The sequence below is a fragment of the Heterorhizobium halophytocola genome (assembly GCF_017873095.1).
In the GTDB taxonomy this organism is placed as follows: Bacteria; Pseudomonadota; Alphaproteobacteria; order Rhizobiales; family Rhizobiaceae; genus Allorhizobium; species Allorhizobium halophytocola.
Genome location: NZ_JAGGJU010000002.1, coordinates 190,410 through 208,383, shown reverse-complemented (window position 1 = coordinate 208,383; position 17,974 = coordinate 190,410). Strand labels below are relative to the sequence as shown.

At 63.0% G+C, this 17,974-nt stretch carries 16 protein-coding genes; 7 read left to right on the top strand and 9 right to left on the bottom strand.

All coding sequences use genetic code 11. The features are described from left to right. Positions 1-13 precede the first annotated feature (13 nt). From thpD to ectA, 4 genes are read right to left on the bottom strand one after another with little or no spacing between them, the layout of a single operon-like run. Positions 14-943 (bottom strand): ectoine hydroxylase, encoded by a 930-nt coding sequence (gene thpD, locus J2Z17_RS04195; RefSeq protein WP_209942499.1) that lies wholly within the window; start codon positions 941-943, stop codon positions 14-16. A 39-nt stretch (positions 944-982) separates the two neighbouring features. Beyond that, entirely contained in the window at positions 983-1,375 is a 393-nt protein-coding gene (locus J2Z17_RS04190; RefSeq protein ID WP_209942497.1) for an ectoine synthase, read from the bottom strand. Positions 1,376-1,387: 12 nt separating this feature from the next. After that, positions 1,388-2,677: a diaminobutyrate--2-oxoglutarate transaminase gene (ectB, locus tag J2Z17_RS04185; protein ID WP_209942495.1), complete on the bottom strand. Its 1,290-nt coding sequence runs from the start codon at positions 2,675-2,677 to the stop codon at positions 1,388-1,390. 55 nt (positions 2,678-2,732) lie between these two features. Then, entirely contained in the window at positions 2,733-3,293 is a 561-nt protein-coding gene (gene ectA, locus J2Z17_RS04180; RefSeq protein ID WP_209942493.1) for a diaminobutyrate acetyltransferase, read from the bottom strand. Positions 3,294-3,610: 317 nt separating this feature from the next. Here ectA and J2Z17_RS04175 point away from each other — a divergent pair, with 317 nt between their 5' ends. The 3 genes from J2Z17_RS04175 (at position 3,611) to J2Z17_RS04165 (ending at position 6,082) form a co-directional block, all read left to right on the top strand. Then, positions 3,611-4,057: a MarR family winged helix-turn-helix transcriptional regulator gene (locus tag J2Z17_RS04175; protein WP_209942491.1), complete on the top strand. Its 447-nt coding sequence runs from the start codon at positions 3,611-3,613 to the stop codon at positions 4,055-4,057. Positions 4,058-4,326: 269 nt separating this feature from the next. Next, entirely contained in the window at positions 4,327-5,181 is an 855-nt protein-coding gene (locus J2Z17_RS04170) for an amidohydrolase family protein (protein ID WP_209942489.1), read from the top strand. A gap of 10 nt (positions 5,182-5,191) precedes the next feature. Beyond that, positions 5,192-6,082 (top strand): periplasmic binding family protein, encoded by an 891-nt coding sequence (locus J2Z17_RS04165; protein WP_209942487.1) that lies wholly within the window; start codon positions 5,192-5,194, stop codon positions 6,080-6,082. A gap of 44 nt (positions 6,083-6,126) precedes the next feature. Here the strand turns inward: J2Z17_RS04165 and J2Z17_RS04160 are convergent, their stop codons facing one another. The 5 genes from J2Z17_RS04160 to J2Z17_RS04140 form a co-directional block, all read right to left on the bottom strand. Further along, positions 6,127-7,362 carry a LysR substrate-binding domain-containing protein gene (locus J2Z17_RS04160; RefSeq protein WP_209942485.1) on the bottom strand — a complete coding sequence of 412 codons (1,236 nt, stop codon included), beginning with the start codon at positions 7,360-7,362 and terminating at the stop codon, positions 6,127-6,129. 221 nt (positions 7,363-7,583) lie between these two features. Further along, a complete protein-coding gene (locus J2Z17_RS04155; protein WP_209942483.1) occupies positions 7,584-8,552 on the bottom strand; it encodes a Bug family tripartite tricarboxylate transporter substrate binding protein in 969 nt (322 codons plus the stop codon). A 36-nt stretch (positions 8,553-8,588) separates the two neighbouring features. After that, entirely contained in the window at positions 8,589-9,083 is a 495-nt protein-coding gene (locus J2Z17_RS04150) for a tripartite tricarboxylate transporter TctB family protein (protein ID WP_209942482.1), read from the bottom strand. Then, positions 9,080-10,585: a tripartite tricarboxylate transporter permease gene (locus J2Z17_RS04145; protein WP_209942481.1), complete on the bottom strand. Its 1,506-nt coding sequence runs from the start codon at positions 10,583-10,585 to the stop codon at positions 9,080-9,082. Before J2Z17_RS04145 ends, J2Z17_RS04150 begins: the two co-directional genes overlap by 4 nt. Before the next feature lie 590 nt (positions 10,586-11,175). Then, on the bottom strand, positions 11,176-12,438 hold the full coding sequence (locus tag J2Z17_RS04140; RefSeq protein ID WP_209942480.1) for an MFS transporter: 1,263 nt from the start codon (positions 12,436-12,438) through the stop codon (positions 11,176-11,178). Positions 12,439-13,045: 607 nt separating this feature from the next. Here J2Z17_RS04140 and J2Z17_RS04135 point away from each other — a divergent pair. The 4 genes from J2Z17_RS04135 (at position 13,046) to J2Z17_RS04120 (ending at position 17,966) form a co-directional block, all read left to right on the top strand. After that, on the top strand, positions 13,046-13,876 hold the full coding sequence (locus tag J2Z17_RS04135; protein ID WP_209942479.1) for an NADPH-dependent oxidoreductase: 831 nt from the start codon (positions 13,046-13,048) through the stop codon (positions 13,874-13,876). Positions 13,877-14,261: 385 nt separating this feature from the next. After that, on the top strand, positions 14,262-15,845 hold the full coding sequence (locus J2Z17_RS04130; RefSeq protein WP_209942478.1) for an AMP-binding protein: 1,584 nt from the start codon (positions 14,262-14,264) through the stop codon (positions 15,843-15,845). Positions 15,846-15,904: 59 nt separating this feature from the next. After that, a complete protein-coding gene (locus J2Z17_RS04125) occupies positions 15,905-17,092 on the top strand; it encodes an acetyl-CoA C-acyltransferase (protein ID WP_209942476.1) in 1,188 nt (395 codons plus the stop codon). 187 nt (positions 17,093-17,279) lie between these two features. After that, positions 17,280-17,966 carry a TetR/AcrR family transcriptional regulator gene (locus J2Z17_RS04120; protein WP_342454364.1) on the top strand — a complete coding sequence of 229 codons (687 nt, stop codon included), beginning with the start codon at positions 17,280-17,282 and terminating at the stop codon, positions 17,964-17,966. The last annotated feature ends 8 nt before the right edge of the window (positions 17,967-17,974 follow it).

The following is a 17,974-nucleotide window of genomic DNA, read 5'->3' as shown; positions in this document are numbered from 1 at the left end:
GAAAGCGGCGGCCTCAGGCCATGTTGCCGCTCTCGATGGCGATCGGATGTTCCGCGTCGCGCGAGCTCAGGAATGCCGGTCGTGGCGCCTTGGCGGCAAACGGCGAGACCACACGATTGCTCCAGGCATTGTAGACGAAGAAGGCATTGGAGCGCGGGAACGGGGTGATGTTGCCGTTCGAACCGTGCAGCGTGTTGCAGTCGAACAGGATCACGGTTCCGGCGCGACCCGCCGCATAATCGATGCCGAACTTGTCCGCCATCCTGCTCAGGCTGTCATGCGACGGCACGCCGATTTCCTGCTTCTTCAGCGAGGTCTGGTGATTGTTGTCCGGCGTCTCGCCGGCGCAGGCGACGAAGGTCTGGTGCGAGCCGGGCATCAGCATCAGCGGACCGTTCAGCGCGTCGTTGTCGGTCAGGAGCACCGACGCCGAGATGGCGCGCATGCGCGGCATGCCGTCTTCCGCATGCCAGGTCTCGAAATCGGAATGCCAGTAGAACTCCTTGCCGGTGAAGCCCGGTTTGTAGTTCAGGCGCGACTGGTGCAGATAGACCTCGTCGTCGAGCAGGTAGCGCACGCGGCCGGCAATGCGGCTGTCGCGCGCCAGCCGGTCGAACAGGGCGTTCTGCTCATCGAGCCGAAAGATCGTGCGCACCTCGTCGGAGCCGGGCTCGGTGATCAGGTTTTCCGGCGCCAGATCGGCGCCGCCGGCGCGCATGCTGGCGGACTCCTGCTGCAGCGCGCTCACCTCTTCATCGCTGAAGACGTCGTTCAGAATGAGATAGCCGTTCTGTTCGAAGGCCTTGGTCTGCGCCTCGGTCAGGGGAGCTTCGGGCGTCCACTTGCCCCAGACGGTGGGGTCGCGGCGCTCCATCCACTGCTCCTGCGGTAGTCGTGTCGGATAGACATCCTGGTTGGCGGTATTCAGGGCGTGCATGTTCATGACTTCGCCTTTCGTGGTTTGGTTTGGAATCCGGAGGGCTCAGGCATGTTCGGCCGCAGGGGCATAGGAGCCATCCTCGCGGTGCACTTCCTGGCCGCTCACCGGCGGATTGAAGCAGCAGGCCATCACCATCTCGCTCCTGGCGGACAGGCGATGACGATCATGCAGGTTCAGCGCATACATCACGCCCGGACGGATCTCGTGCACCTTGCCGGTCTCCAGCTCCTCGATCGTGCCTTCGCCCGAGACGCAGTAGACGCATTCGAAATGGTGCTTGTATTCGAACACATGGCTGGTGTTTTCGAAGATCCGGGTGATGTGAAAGCTGAAACCCATGTCGTCGCCGGCGAGCAACAGCCGGGTGCTGTCCCAGCCGTGCGACGTTACCAGGCGGTCGGTGCTGCGGGCGTTTTCCAAATCTCTGACAATCATTCGTATTCTCCTTTATTCGGCTGCGGCCAGTTGCGAACCGAGGACCGCGCCGAAGGCGGCGTCCACGATGTCGAGCCCGGCTGCGAGCTGTTTCTGGGATATGGTAAGCGGGGCAAGAATCTTGACGACTTCGTCGAAGCTGCCCGAGGCCTCGATGATCAGGCCCTTGTCGAAGCACAGCTTGCAGATTGCTTGCGCCTGTTCGCCGCCTTGCGTTTCGACACCCTGCATCATGCCGCGTCCCTTGGTGCGCAAGCCATGGGCATCGGCGATGGCCTCCAGACGTTCGCTCAGGTAAGCGGCCTTCCTGGCGACCTCGGCCTCGAAACCGCCATCGGCCCAGAATGTCTCAAGGGCGGCGGCAGCCGTGATGAAGGCATGGTTGTTGCCGCGGAAGGTGCCATTGTGCTCGGCCGGCTTCCAGGTGTCGTATTCCGGCTTGATCAGGGTGACCGCAAGCGGCAGGCCCATGCCGGAAAGCGACTTGGCCATGGTGACAATATCCGGGGTCAGCCCCATACCGTCGAAGGAGAAGAAGCCGCCGGTGCGCCCGCAACCGGCCTGGATGTCATCGATAATGAACAGCGCACCGTGACGGCGGGCGATCGCCTCGATCTGGCGCAGCCATTCCGCCGAGGCGGCGTTGAGCCCCCCCTCGCCCTGCACCGTCTCGACCAGGATCGCCGCCGGCGCATCCATGCCGCTGGAAGGGTCGGACAACTGGCGCTCCAGCATGTCGGCCGTATTGACGTCCGGCCCGTAATAGCCGTCGAAGGCCGCGCGGGTCACGCCGGAAAGCGGCGTTGCGGCGCCCTGGCGGTGCTTGCCGTTGCCGGTGGCCGCCAGGGCTCCGAGGGTCACGCCATGAAAGCCGTTGGTAAAGGCAATGACATTGTCGCGCCCGGTCGCCTTGCGCGCCAGCTTGAGCGCGGCTTCCACGGCATTGGCACCCGTCGGCCCGGTGAACTGCACCTGGTAGTCGAGCCCGCGCGGCGTCAGGATGTGGCGCTCGAAGCTTGCCAGGAATTTCTCCTTGGCCCGGGTGAACATGTCGAGCCCGTGGGCAATCCCGTCGGCGGAGATGTAGTCGATCAGGGCGGCCTTCAGATCGGGCTGGTTGTGGCCGTAGTTGAGGCTCGAGCAGCCGGCCAGGAAGTCGGTATAGGCGCGCCCCTTGTCGTCAAAGATCGTTGCGCCGACGGCGCGGTCGAACATTTTGGGAAAGCTGCGCGAATAGGATCGAACCTGGCTCTCGACGCGTTCGAAGGTCGCCAGGCGGGTGGTATTGTTGGACGTGTTCATGGAGCGCCTCTCCGGACTTGTTTGAAGTAATCGGTGATGAACGGCGATCGGACGGCTACGCCTTGAGCGCTGCGACCTGTTCGCGTCGGAAGGGACCGATCGTGACAGCCAGCTCGCTGTCATGGGTCCCCTTGAAATGAATGTCCTTCCGGAAATACTCGGCCTTCGAAAGCTGCGTCCGGAGGGTCCGTGCCACGGAGCCGAAAAGCCTCCATGACGCGGTGTTTTGCTGGGTGATGGTGCATTCCACATAGCGGATGCGGCTCGATGAGGGGCGGGCGAGCACCGCGCCGATCAGCCGGCTGGCGACGCCCTGCCCGCGGGCCTGCGATCCGACGCAGACCTGCCAGACGAACAGCGTGTCTTCGCGGTCGGGGGGCACATAGCCCGATAGCCAGCCGACAATCGCACCGTCCCTCTCCGCCACCGCGCAGGTGGAGGCGAAGTGGCTGCACTGCAGCAAATTGCAATAGGACGAATTGTCATCGAGCGCGGCGGTCGCGCTGATCAGCTCCCAGACGCTATGGCCGTCTTCGGAGCGGGGACGTCGAAACAGGATGGGTGCATCGGATTGCTGCGATCCGGTGTCTTTCAGGGCTGCGTTACCGTAAATCATGGCCTGATCGTTATCTTTGACGAACTAAATGTCAACAGCCGCATCTGCCCTAGACTGTCACAAGGTTGAAAAGAAAACAGCGCAAATGCCGCTCTTTCTCCTATTTCTCTAGCGATTCAGCATTGGGCGAAATCCGAAATAAAAAAGTTGTAGATAGATATCTCGGTCATTATCCTTAGTTTACACTAATTATATTTTTTTCTGCCATCCGCCTCTGTTTCACGCGCTTGAACGCGGCACTGGGCTCGGCTAAAACCGGTACAGTGAGCGGATAAGGGTGAGACTTGGAAGACCGGACCAAACGCGCCTTAACGGCCATGCGCAAGATCCTGCGGACCACCGAGCTCAACGGCAAGCAGGTGATGAGCACGACCGGGCTCACGCCCTCACAGCTGATCTTCATGCACATCCTCGATGAGGAGCGCGAGCAGACCGCCGGGCATGTTGCCGCGCGCATGGGAATCACCCAGGCCACGGCAACCGTCCTGCTACAGAAGCTGGAGGCGCTCGGCATGATCAGCCGGCGCAAGGGCGAGCATGACCGGCGGCAGGTCTGGCTGTCGCTGACAAAGGCAGGGCAGGATGCCCTGGCGATTGCGCCGGACGGCGTGCATGCCCGGTTTCACGAACAGTTCCGCAATCTCGAGGACTGGGAGCAGGCGATGCTGATCGCCTCGCTGGAGCGCGTCGCCGCCATGCTTGGCAATCACGACGACGATGTGGCCGCCGTGCTGGATTCCACCGCGGTGGTGTCGGACGACTGAGGGCCGCCGATTCCACCCGCTTCCGCCTGTTGCGGAGGGATTGTGCTTCCTGGGCGACGTTTAGGACGTTCAGGCACCACGATCGCTGACAAGGGCACCCGCCTCGGACACCGCTCGCATGGGCGACAAACAATGCCGATACAGGAACTTATTACAGAGCCACGCTTCTGATTGGCACCCTTTGCACGCAGTCCCGATAATGCGGTCACAATGGCGGCGGGACTGCACCGGTCCCGCGCGATCCGATCAACATATTCGCAGATCAGGCAATGCTCAAAGTCATCGACATCCATCCCCATGTCATTTCACCCGACACCGACACCTATCCGCTGACACCGCTCGGCGGCACGCAGTCGAGCTGGTCGCAGAACCACAAGATCTCCTATGAAGAGCTGATCGCGCAGATGGATAGCGCCGGCATCGCAAAGGCTGTCGTCGTGCAAGCGTCCACGGCCTATGGCCACAACAACAGCTACCTGGCCGATGCGGTTGCCGCGCATCCCGAGCGTTTCACCGGCGTCTTCTCGGTCGACGTGCTCGCCGAAGATGCGGTCGAGAAGATCAAGTTCTGGCAGGGCCGCAATCTGACGGGCATGCGCCTGTTCACCACCGGCAGCACCATGCCGACGCAGCAGCCATGGCTTGCCGACGAGCGATCGCACAAGGCTTGGGAATATGCCTCGGACGTGGGCCTGCCCATAGCGGTGCAGATGCGGCCTGAGGGCATACCGCTCCTGACGAAACTGATCGATCGCTTCCCCGATGTGCGCGTCGTGCTCGACCACCTCGCCCGGCCGGTGCTTTCCGACGGGCCGCCCTATACGCAGGCCGCAGGCCTGTTCGACCTCGGCGCGCGGCCGAATGTCTTCCTGAAGCTCACTTTGCGCAACATCCTGGCTGCCGGCGAAGGCCAGTCGACAGTCGAGGCCTTTCTCGCCCAGTTGCTCGAGCGGTTCGGCTCGGCGCGCATTGCCTGGGGGTCGAATTTCCCGGCCGCCGATCTGCCGCTGTCGGAGCTTCTGGCGGCTGCCCGCTCGGCGCTGGCAGGCCTGTCGCAACACGATCAGGAAATGATCTTCGCCGGGACGGCCGAGACGCTCTATCCCGCGCTGAAGACCGTGTGAGGTTCGAGACATGGATGGACCAATTCCCGTGCGGCTGATGCTGGCCGCCCACGCGACGACGCAGGCGCTCACAGAGGGCAAGCTGGACACCGGGATGCTGTCGATCGAGCACCTGACGTCGAAACCGATCTACAAGACCTTCGCACCTATGGTGCGCCAGCAAGCCTATGACGCATCGGAACTGGCGATCGTCACAGCGCTTCAAGCGATTGCGGAAGACAGCGGCATCGTGCCCCTGCCGATCACGGTCGCTGCGCGGTTCCAGCACAAGAACATCATCTTCAACCGCAATCGCGGCGTGATCCGGCCATCCGACCTGCCGGGCAAACGCGTCGGCGTTCGATCCTACACGCAGACGACCGGTGCCTGGGTCCGGGCGATTCTCGAGCGGGAATACGGGGTCGCAAGTTCCTCCATCACCTGGGTCACGACCGAAAAGCCGCATGTCGCGAAATATCGCGACCCCGACAACGTGGTTTTCGTCGGCACCGAAAAGGGCTTGTTGCAGATGCTGGCCGACGGCGACATCGATGCCGTGATTTTCGGCAACGACCTCCCGGACGAAGACTGGGTGGGGCCGGTCATCGAACATCCGAACGAGGTGGCAAGAGCACGGTTTGCCAGCGACGGCATCGTGCAGATCAATCATGTCGTCTGCGTCGCAAAGCCCTTCGCCAGGCAGCATCCCGAGGCTGTCCGCACGTTGATGTCCCTGTTCACGCAGGCCAAGGAAGCGGCCCCCAGGCCAAAGGACGGGATTGACCTCTACCCGATCGGCCTTGACGCGATGCGCCCGTCGGTCGACGTGCTTCTACACAGCGCCCATGCGCAGAAGTTGATCGCCAGGCCGATGACGCCCGAAATATTCTTCGCCGATGCCGTGTCTATGCTGGCCGGGTGAGGCGATGTTTTTGGACGCCGAAATGCAGGCGGTCCAGCGTCGACTCAAAGTTCGCCGCAGATAGTCTGGAGGATGTCGATTAGTTCGCGTTGCGCGAGCGTCGGTCGCCAGTTCTTCCGCACGGTATAGCCGATGGTGCGGGGCTGGGGTTGCCATTCGACGGGCAGTACCGCCAATTGCCCGTTTTTAACCTCATACCGTATCTGCTCGGGAGACAACAGTGCCAAGGCGTCACTCTCGAACAGGATGGCACGGACCGAGTTGTGCGAGGCGACCTCGAGCATCAAAGGCGGTCCGGCATCGGACATCAGCCGTTCGAATTCCCTGCGCGCGGGTGAGCCTGCGCGCGGCGCGACCCAAGGATAGCCAAGCAGCTCCCGGGTCACGATGGACTTTGCCCCGACAAGCGGATGGTCGCCGCGTGCCACGACACAAAGGGTTTCGGTAAACAGCGGCTCCTCGACCACGCTCGAGACCGGCGGCGGCTCGCGCAGGGCACCGATCAGTACATCGACATCCCCCTCGCACAGGGCCCGCAGCAGAACCGGATAGGATCCCTCCATCAGCCGCACCCGCAGCTCCGGGTGGTTGCTGGCAAGCGTTACCAGTGCCTTGGGCGCGATATAGCTGCGCGTCAGCGGCAGCGCGCCGATCGTGAGACGCCCGCGATTGACGCCGCGCGCCCAATCGATGTCTTCGTAGGCAAGCTCCAGCTCGCGCATGGCAAGCTTGGCCTGCTGCGCCAGAACCGAGCCCGAGCGGGAAAACTGGACGGCATGACCGTCGCGAAACACCAACTTGGCCGCCAGCTGTTCTTCGAGGCCTCGAATGTTGCGGTGAAGCGATGTTGCGGTGATGCCCAGCTGATCCGCCGCCACCTGGAAATCGCCCGACTGATTGAGGGCACTGAGCGCATTGAGTTGCGACGCGGTGACGTAGCGTGTCGGATCGGCGGCGACCGCATCCGCCAGGGCCGAGCCCGCAGCCTGGCCGGCGCCGGCGCCGAGAGCGAGGAAGGCGTCCATCAGCCGGTTGCGCAGCAAGGTGCCGAAATCGGTGATGTACATGCCGGTCTGGTGGCGGTTGAACAGCTCGACTCCGAACAGCTTTTCCAGCCTGGCGATGGCCTGGGTTATCGCCGGCTGCGACAGGTTCACCCGTTCGGCCGCCCGATTGACGCTCTGCATCTCGGCGACAAGCAGAAAGGCTTTCAGATGTCTGAGGTTAGGCAGTGGGCATGGCGATATCTCGCCTTCCCTGGCATCCTCTTCAGTGGCCATTGGCGCGCGGGTGTCCAGAAAGGCGTCTGTGTTCAAGATGCGCACGAGCTTACTTCAGTCCCTTGGCGATGAGAAGAGCGATCGGCAGGGCCGAGCGATGGCCGGCGGCCGGAAGACAGAGGAGTCGGCGAAGGGTGTACAGGGCCGGCGCCGCCAACACCGGCCCTGCCGGTCGAGGAATTAAAAGGCAGCCGGGATACCCCCCGACTGCCCCGCCCCGATCACTTGGCCGTGGCGATGATGTCCTTGTATTTCATCAGCAGGTCTGTCTGCTGCTGTATCAGGCCCTTCAGCTGGGCGCCGCTCATCGGGAAATAGGGTGAATTGGTGCTGGCCGCCCATGACTTAATCTGCTCGTCATGCATGGCTTTGTCGAACGCCATCTCCACGGAAAAACGCACGTCATGGGGTACGCCGGGCGGCAGACCGAAGGCCCGGATCAGCCCCAAGCTCGCAAGTGCCGGATAGCCGGCCTTGTCCGCCTTGGGAACATCGGGAAAGGCCGCAGCATCGCTTTGCGACATCAGCAATATACCCTTCAGGTCACCGCCTGTATTGAACGAGGTTGCCGTGGTGATTGGCGTTACCGAGGCCACCGCATCGCCCCGCACGACGCCGAGCAGGGCATCGTTGTTGCCCGGATAGCCGGTGATGATCTGGCACTCGATGCCGAGTTCGCTGCAGAGAATGCGGTTTGCTGCAGCGCCGGACGAACCATAGGCGGCAAACGTGATCGGCCCCTTCGCCTTTTTCAGGTCCTCGACCGAGTTAAAGGGCGAATCTTTGGAGACAACGACGATATATTGCTCGAAGGCCAGCGCCCCGAGCCAGTCGATCTTGTCGACGTCATATCTGACCTTGGTGCCGGTGATCAGCGGCTCGATAATGCCGGGGACATTGAAGATGGCGAAGGTGTATCCATCCGGCCGTGCGGTATAGGCGGCGGTCGCGCCGCGCTGGCCGGCAGCGCCAGAGACGTTTTCCGGCAGAACCTGCACTCCGAGCTGGTCGCTCATCGCCTTGCCCAGCACGCGGGCATAGGTGTCGAAGCCGCCACCGGGGCTTGCCGGAATGATCAGCGACAGATTGTGGTCCGGCCATTCCGCATGGGCGGGCGCGGCAAGGCACGTAGCCGATGCGGCGAGGACGGCGGCGCCGACCAGGGATTTGAACTGCTTGTAATAATTCATGCTTGATGCTCCTCCTGCTAAGCTAAATTATTGTTTTTACATATAGGCTCCGAACAGGATGCCCCCGAAGATCTTGTAGTCGAGCAGCACCTGGAACAACACATAGAGCAGCGCCACAATGCCAACGCCGGTGACCGCGGACTTGAACAATGTCTTGCGTGCATAAAGCCACAGATAGCAGAAGACATAGACCGGAATGGCGACGTAGAAACCGACCAGCACGGCCAGCACAAGAAAGGCCAGGACCCAGAGGACGGCCGCGATTTCGCGGCGCACCTGCGGATTGCCGAGCCCCGTATCGATCTCGATTTTCGGGCTGCCGGCAAAGATCCGCCGCAGTTGTTCCCCGAGCCTGTCGCGGCGCTGGGCTAGGATCTCGACGAGCAGCAACACCGTCGTCATCACGGCCACGACAAGCGGCATCGCCCGGGTGCTGACGTCATAGTCCATCGACGTGACGAGGAACGAGATGGCGATGACCAGGAGGACGACGGCAGGTCCGAAGCGGAAAACGCGATCCTTGAAGTTCATGCCTTGGCCTCCTTTTTGGCACCGCGCCGCTTTACCAGCTGCCGGACGATCGGCAGCGTGAGGCTGAGGACGACCAGGATAAAGAGCACCAGCGAGATCTTGTGCGTGAAGAAGGTCGTCCAATCACCGCCGGAAATCATCATCGACTGGCGGAAATTGACCTCGACGATCGCGCCGAGGAACATCGCGATGACCAGCGGCAGCCGCGGATAGTCGAAGCGGATCATCAGATAACCGATGATGCCGAAGACGACTGCGACGATCACATCATACATGCTGTTGTTGAGCGCATAGGCGCCGACCAGCGAAACGCAGAGAATGACCGGCACCAGATAGTTGACGTCGATCAGCGTGATCGCTGCCAGTTGCCGGGCGACCAGCAGGCAGAACACCGAGGCCAGGACCGAAGCGAAGGCCAGAGCGAGCATCAGCGTGGTGACGACGTCGAGATGATTGAGCAGGACGGCGGGGCCCGGCTGGATGCCGTGCAGCACGAGCAGGCCGAGAAAGACCGCCATCTCGGCACTGCCGGGAATGCCGAATGCCAGCGTCGGGATCAGGGCGCCGCCCTCGCGGGCATTGTTGGAGGATTCCGGAGCGATGACGCCCCGGATATTGCCGGTGCCGTAGGTCTCGGGATCCTTGGAAAGCTGAACCTCCGTCGAATAGGACAGGAAAGCCGCGACCGTTCCGCCGACACCGGGTATGGCGCCGATCACCGCTCCGATGACGGAACCGCGCAGCAGCGTCGGATAGTGCACGAACACCGCCTTGACGCCGTCCATCACCCGGGTAACCTTGACCTTGGCCGGATCCTCGCTGATCGAACCACCCTGCACATAGAGGGAGAGGATCTGGGCGATGGCAAACAGACCGATCAGGGCGGGCACCAGCGGCAGGCCGTCCCAGAGATAGTCGACGCCATAGGCGAAGCGGACGGTGCCGCTGATATCGTCATAGCCGATATAGGCGATCAGCAGGCCGATGCCGGCTGCGATCAGTCCGCGCAGGAACTTGCCTTCGGTGGACACGGCAATAGCGCAGAGCCCGAGTACCGCCAGCATGAAAAACTCCGGCGGCGCGAAGGCGAGGATGATTTCGCGGGCGACCGGTAGCACACAGAAAAGCACGAGCACGCCGAGAAGGCCGCCGATGGCGGACGCTGCGCCGGATGCGCCAAGCGCCAGGCCCGCCTTGCCCTGCCGGGACAACGGATAGCCGTCGAAGACCGTGGCAGCATTGGGCGCAGTCCCCGGCGTGTTGAGGAGAATAGCAGTGACGGAGCCGCCAAACGGCACGGCCCCCATGATCGCGCCAGCGAGAAACATCGCCGATTGCGTATCGATGCCGAAGGTCAAGGGGATGAGAAGAGCCAGCGCCGTGGGGCCGCCGAGACCGGGAATGATCCCGAACAGCAGGCCGACGAAGGTTCCGACACAGAGATAAAACGCACCTCCGGAAAAAACCAGTCCGCTGAGAGACACACCAATTGCATCAAACATGGATATTCCTCCCCCTCCCCGGGGCACGCTATGGCATCCGACATTTCAGGAAAAGCGCGCACGCATCCAGCGGTAATCAAGGCTGACGCTTGTACCAATCCGATGGTCGACGAGTGATCTCTTCCTCCCAAGCCTTACGGTCCCGACACACGGTCGGTTACGGTTAGAGGCCGTGCTCATTGACATAGCCTTTATGAGGGGACGCGCCCAATTCTAACTAAGGCCATGTTATAAGTTTCGTGCAGGCCGACACACTTCGCTCTCATCAAATTCCTAGATGAAAACGAGGAAAACAAAATTTTTTCAGCATATTAACGCTGAGTGTTCCGCTAAATTTTGTGCCGATAGACACCTGCCTGAATGCCATCAGGCGGGATCGGATATCGGGAATGCGAAAGGTGGCCGTGGCTGCGGCAACAGCACCCGGCCTGACGGACGCGCCCGCGCTGCCGCCGGAAAGCCGCCACCTCATGCCACCGGCAAGAAGCCAAGTCCGGCGGGCCGCCAGATCCGCACCGTGCTCAGAGGCTTGGCCAATGTCGACAAATGGCTGGACCGGGCATTGCAGCGAGGGCCGTGCCGTGATCCGATCACGGAACTCCTTCGGTTCCGTCGATCAGACGGTCGCGTCGGCGCAGCGGCGGAAACATCAGTGCCCAGAGCACCGAGACAAGGAGTGTCCCGGCGCCTCCGATCAGAATAGCGGGCACAAGGCCAAAGAAGGCGGCAGTGACACCCGATTCGAATTCGCCGAGCTCGTTCGAAGCCCCGATGAACAGCGAATTGACCGCCGCCACCCGTCCGCGCATGGCATCCGGAGTGTCGCCCTGCACGAGCGTCTGCCGGATCACCACGCTGAACACGTCGGAGGCGCCGAGCAGCCAAAGCATGGCAAGCGACAGATACACGTTGGTCGACAAGCCGAGCACGATCGTTGCCAGACCGAAGATCGAGGTCACGGTGAACAGCTTGACCCCGGCTCGGCGCTCGATCGGCCTGTAGGCGATATACAGTCCGAGCATCATGGCACCAACGGCCGGTGCCGACCGGAGCACCCCCAACCCCAACGGACCTACATGAAGGATTTCGCTGGCGATGATCGGCAGCAGCGCCGTCGCTCCGCCCAGAAGCACGGTGAAGAGGTCAAGCGATATGGCGCCGAGGATCACCGGCTTCTGCCAGATGAACAGCAGGCCGGCAAAGGCATCGCTGAATTTGACGGATACGCCGGTGCGTGCCTGCGGCCGCGGCGTCGTGCAGAGCATCAGCATCGCAGCAAGGAGAAAGGCTGCAAAGGCAAAGGCGAAAGGCGCCCAGCCGCCGGCGATGTAGAGACCTCCGCCAAGTGCCGGGCCAATGATCGTCGCCATCTGGCCCGTTGAGGACGAAACGCCCATAAGCCGGCTCAGCGATGCGCGCGGCACGAGATTTGCGATCATTGCCTGGGAGGCGGGATTGCCGAAGCCTCTGGCGCAGCCATACAGGAGGAAGATGGCATAGATCGCATGCACGTTGACGGCCGGACTGATCGCCATCAGCATCAAGCCGATCGAGACGGCGGCCAGGGTCAGGAAGCTCACGGCACAGACCAGACGGCGATCGAAATGGTCGGCCACCATGCCGGACAACAGCGAGATCAGAAGTTTCGGCGTGAATGCCGCAAGCCCGATCAGGCCGAGCGCCAGGGCGCTGTGGGTGACATCATAGACAAGCCAGCCGACGGCCACATTGGTGACCTGGCTCGCACAGATCAGCAGAAACCGGCTCGACAGATACAGCAGAACATTGCGCTGGAGGATGATCGGGAAATGGCCTGCATCTTCTGCAAGTCCTGGCTGCTGTGCGGGATCCATGTCTCTCCGAATATCTCACTCGCTTCACAAAGCCATGCACCACGGCTGCAATCCACAAAGCCTGTCGCGCTCTTTCAGGCCCGTTCCGGTGCTGCAATTCCCTGCTTCGCGCATGTTATCCCCAAAACCGGAATCACTGTCGGCAGACATGTGCACGCCGACAATACGCTCGGCGCACGGTGCCGTGGGCATAAGAAACGAGAGAGCCGGAATAGGATTTCAAGTCATGCATCAGCGGGTTCGGGCCATAGCGATGACCGCCTGCCCGCTTGGAAAGCCAAAATTAGAGCCCAGTTGCCATCACCGTTGGAGAGGCTCAAGGCATCGCGTTTGCTGCGCCCGCCTCCCACGACGCCATGCGATGCGGCATTTCCTGCCGTGGCTCCGTTCCAAATGACCAGCATCAGGCAGTACCATTCGGCCTTGTCGAAAGTCTCCCACAGCAGGGAGCCTCGACTGCGTGCCTTCCGCGGGCGGTCAGGGGCAGGCGGCGGCGATGGCGGTTTGCAAAGAGGGCGGCGCGGTCTAAAAGCGGGTCATCGCCGGATCCTGTGCCAGATATCATGGGCGGCGTCGAACGCAGACGAACACCCACAAGGACCCATCGATGGCGGCTCATTCCCAGACAATCTCCGATCTGCTCCGCCGTCGCTATGGTGAGGAGCAGCCCATAGAAGCCGCGCGATGCAACGAGGCTGTCGAGGCCATGCTGTCGCACCGCTCCGTGCGCGCCTATCTGCCGGATCGGGTGCCTGATGACCTCCTGCATCTGGCAATCGCTTCCGCCCAATCGGCTCCGACATCGTCCAGCCTGCAGGCCTGGAGCGTCGTGGCGGTCGAGGATGCCGAGAGACGCGCAAGGCTTGAGGAACTGGCTTCTCCCAATCCGCAGATCGTCTCGGCGCCGCTCTTTCTGGTGTGGATTGCCGACCTTTCGCGGCTGCGGACAATCAGCAAGGCGCATGGCCATACGGGCGACGGCCTCGACTATCTGGAAACATTTCTGGTCGGAACGATCGACGCGGCACTGGCCGCGCAAAATGCCCTGGTCGCCTTCGAATCGCTGGGGCTCGGCACATGCTATATCGGGGGCATTCGCAATCATCCGGCCGAGGTCGGCAAGGTATTGGGTCTCCCGCCGGAAACCTTCGCGGTCTTCGGCATGACGGTCGGCTATCCGGATCCGGCGATGGCAACCAAGGCCAAGCCGCGGCTTGCGCAATCCTTCGTCCTGCACCGGGAACGCTATCAGGTCGCCGACAATGCGGACGATTTTGGTGGCTATGACGACACCATGCGTGCCTTTCAGAGCAACCAGGGTATGGCCGTCCGCGGCTGGACCAAGGCCGTGGCCGGACGCATCGGCGATACGGCGGCGCTGAAAGGCCGACACCTGTTGTCGGATATCGTGCGGCGGATGGGCTTCAAGATAAAATAACACCTGCGGCATTTGCGAGTGGCCGCCACGACCGCCCCGGTCGCAAATGGCGCCTGCTCGGCGACACTTCCTCCGGTCACCGGAGCCGGTCGGCTGACCGGATCGATCAGCCGTCTCCCCGCCTCCCCTACCATTTTTGCACCAGCACTCCCCCAAAGGCCGCCACAGGCGGCGGCCGAGCGCATTCCGGTGCGGCGGCGAATATATTATTAACACACTAGAGAGTGAATGTTGACTTGGGGGCCGGTCTGGCTCATCTATCGGCCGGGCGACGTCGCACGCGGTGTCGGACAGGAGCGGGGTACGGCGTGGGGCTTTGGCTTATCGCCTCCCCGGAGACCTTGGCGGGATGACCGCCATGAATGTGCCAGCTTGGAGGAGCGCCATGATCGACGGCAGCATGCAGTCATTTCCGCTGACGGTCGAAAAATTCATCCAGCATGGGGCCAGGTGGAATCCGGAGACGGTTGTGGTGACCGCGCTTGCCGATGGTGCCACGCGCCGCATCCGCTATGACGCGCTTCACGACCGGGCCCGGCGCCTGTCGGGCGTGCTGGCAAAGCTCGGTGTCGGCTTCGGGCACCGGGTGGCGACGCTTGCCTGGAACACGGCAGACCATGTCGAGGTCTGGTACGGCATCATGGGCATGGGCGCCATCTGCCACACGCTGAACCCGCGCCTGGGCCCGACCGACCTTGCCGCCATGCTGCGCCAGTCCGAGCCGCGCGTCCTGATCGTCAGTTCCGATCTCCAGCCGCTCGCCCGCGCGCTGGCGCAGGCCTGCCCCTGCCTTCGCCATATCCTTGTCATCGACGGTGCGTGTGACGACGGTGCCTGCGATGCCCAACTGGCGCTGCTGGCCGACCTGCTCGACGGCGATGTGCCGGAGGTTCCCTGGGGTCGGTTCGACGAGACCGCGCCGTCCGGCCTCTGCTTTACCTCGGGCACGACGGGGGCACCGAAGGGCGTCACCTATACCCATCGCTCCAGTTTTCTTCACACCCTGCGGCTGCTGCAGGCCGACATCTTTGCGATCAGCCGCCGGGACACCGTGCTGGCCGTCGTTCCGATGTTTCATGCCAATGCCTGGGGTCTTCCGTTCGCGACGCCCGCCGTCGGTGCCAAGCTGGTGCTGCCGGGCCGTTATTCGGACGGGGCGAGCCTTGCGAGGTTGATCAATGCGGAAGGTGTGACGCTTGCGGTCGGCGTGCCGACGCTGTGGCTCGGCCTTGTCGAACATCTGGAAACCCATGGCGGCGATGTGCCGACGCTGCAGCGCGTCCTGGTCGGCGGCGCCTCCCTGCCCCCCGCCCTGATGCGACGGATCGAGGAGCGCCTCGGCGTCACGGTCCAGACCAGCTGGGGCATGACCGAGCTTTCGCCCTCCGGCACGGTCGCGCTGCCGGGCGACCCCGAGCGCAGCGCCGATCTCTCCGGCCGGCCGGCGATCGGCGTCGATCTGCTGCTGACGGATGCCGAGGGAACGCCGCTTGCCGAGCAGCGGGAGGCCGAGGGGCATTTACGGGTGCGCGGGGCGGCCGTGGTCGAGCGTTATTTCGGCCAAGCGGAGCCGGCCACCGACAGGGATGGCTGGTTTGCCACCGGCGACCTCGCCCGCATCGACCGGGACGGCAACCTGACGATCACCGGTCGGGCCAAGGATCTGATCAAGTCCGGCGGCGAATGGATCAACCCGGCCGAAATCGAGGCGATCATCGGCGCGCTGCCCGATGTCTCGCTGGCCGCGGTGATCGGCAGGCCGGATCTCAAATGGGGCGAGCGCCCGCTGCTGCTGGTCGAGATGCGTCGGGACCACGACCTGCGTGACGAGGATCTGCTGGCCTCGCTGAAGGGGCGTGTCGCGTCCTGGTGGATTCCAGACAGGGTCGTGCGCCTGGAGACCATGCCGAAGGCCGCGACGGGCAAGATAGACAAGGTTAGACTGAGAGCCGAACACGGCCAGGCATAGGATCACGCAGGCGCGCGCCCGGGAATAAAGGGGCCGCGGTCCGTTCAAGGAGGAAGACCATGAGAGAAGCAGTCGTCGTCAGTACCGCCCGCACCGGCATCGGCAAGGCCTATCGCGGCAGCCTGAACGCCACGAAATCGCCGAGCCTCACCGGCCATGTGCTGTCGCAAGCCATCACACGTGCGGGCATCGATGCCGCCGACATCGAGGATTTCGTGCTTGGCACCGTGCTGTCGGCCGGCACGGCGGGCATGAATCTTGCGCGCAACAGCATCTTTGCCGCGGGTGTTCCGGTGACCGTCTCCGGCCAGACCATGGATCGCCAATGCGCCTCCGGACTGATGGCGATCGCCACCGCTGCCAAGCAGATCATCGTCGACGGCATGGATGTCGTGGCCGCCGGGGGCCAGGAAAACATTTCGGCCGTGCAGGACAATTACTTTTCCTGGGTGCAGAAGGATCTCGATCCGGCCGTGGTGGAAAAAGTGCCGCATGCCTACATGCCGATGCTGCAGACGGCCGAATTCGTCGCCCGCAAATATGGAATCGCTCGCGATGCGCAGGACGCCTATGCCCTGCAGTCGCAGCAGCGCACGGCCGATGCGCAGTCCGCGGGCCGGTTCGACCGCGAGATCGTGCCGTTCTCCACCACCATGCTGGTCAAGGACAAGCAGACCGGTGACATCTGCGAGCGCTCGGTCACGCTCGACCGCGACGAGGGCAATCGCCCGGAGACGACGCTGGAGGGCCTTGCCACGCTGAAGCCCGTGATCGAGGGCGGCGTGATCACCGCCGGCAATGCCAGCCAGCTGTCGGACGGCGCATCGGCCGCGATCCTGATGGATGCGAAGCTTGCCGAACAACGCGGGCTGGCGCCGCTCGGCGTCTATCGCGGCATGGCGGTTGCCGGTTGCGCGCCGGAGGAAATGGGGATCGGCCCGATCTACGCGATCCCGAAACTGTTGAAGGCGCACGGGCTGACGGTCGGGGATATCGGCCTGTGGGAGCTGAACGAAGCCTTTGCGGTGCAGGCGCTCTACTGCCGCGATCACCTCGGCATCGACCCCGCGATCTACAACGTCAACGGTGGCGGTATCTCGATTGGCCACCCCTATGGCATGACCGGTGCACGGCTTGTGGGACATGCGCTGATCGAAGGCCAGCGACGCGGCGTGCGCTATGTCGTGGTCACGATGTGCGTCGGCGGCGGCATGGGGGCGGCGGCGCTCTTCGAGATCAACCGCTGAGCCTTCCAATCTTCGCTCACCAGCGAGCGAAGATTGACGCAGGACGGCCGCCAAGCCATTAATGCGCCGGTAGAAACGGCGGTTGATATCGGCGGCGGCCCGGCGGTTCGGCTGGCAGATCAGCGCCGGAGGTGGTCGTGCCACCCCGGCGACGCCCCGTCCGACTGCCAGACAGAGAGGTTCGCCCGTGCCCGCAGAACGAAAATCGCCGCCGAAACGGTCCGTCAAGGCAGAGCGGCGCGCCGAGATGATCGAGCAGATCCTCGATACGGCCGAATATCTGTTTTCCCGCCATGGCCTGCACGGCGTCACCCTGAAGGACGTGGCGAAGACCATCGGCGTGCATCACACGCTGATCAACTACTATTTCGACGACAAGAAGAAGCTGTTCGACGCCGTGTTCTCGCGCCGTGCCGTGGTCACCAGCGAGCGGCGGATGAAAATGCTCGACGACTACGAGGCGGCCTGTGGCGGCAAGCCGACGGTGGAGGGCGCATTGCGCGCCTTTCTCGACACCGACCTCGACCTTTATATCGAGGGCGGCGAAGGCTGGCGCAACTACGCGGCTCTGGGCGCCCAGGTGGCCAATACCCCGGAATGGGGGGCCGAGCTTATGGACGAATATTTCGATCCCGTGGTCCTGCGCCTCATCGACATCCTCAAAAAGGCCCTGCCCGACTGCGCCCCCGAAGATATCTTCTGGAGCTATCATTTCCTCACCGGCGGCCTGATGCTGACGCTTGCCCGCACCGGCCGCCTCGACAAGCTGTCGGGCGGGCTCTGCCGCTCCGATGATTTCCTGGCCGCCAAGCAGCGGATGGCGACCTTCATGGCCGCCGGCTTTCTGTCGCTGTGCCAGAAGCCCAAGGATTGATCCACACC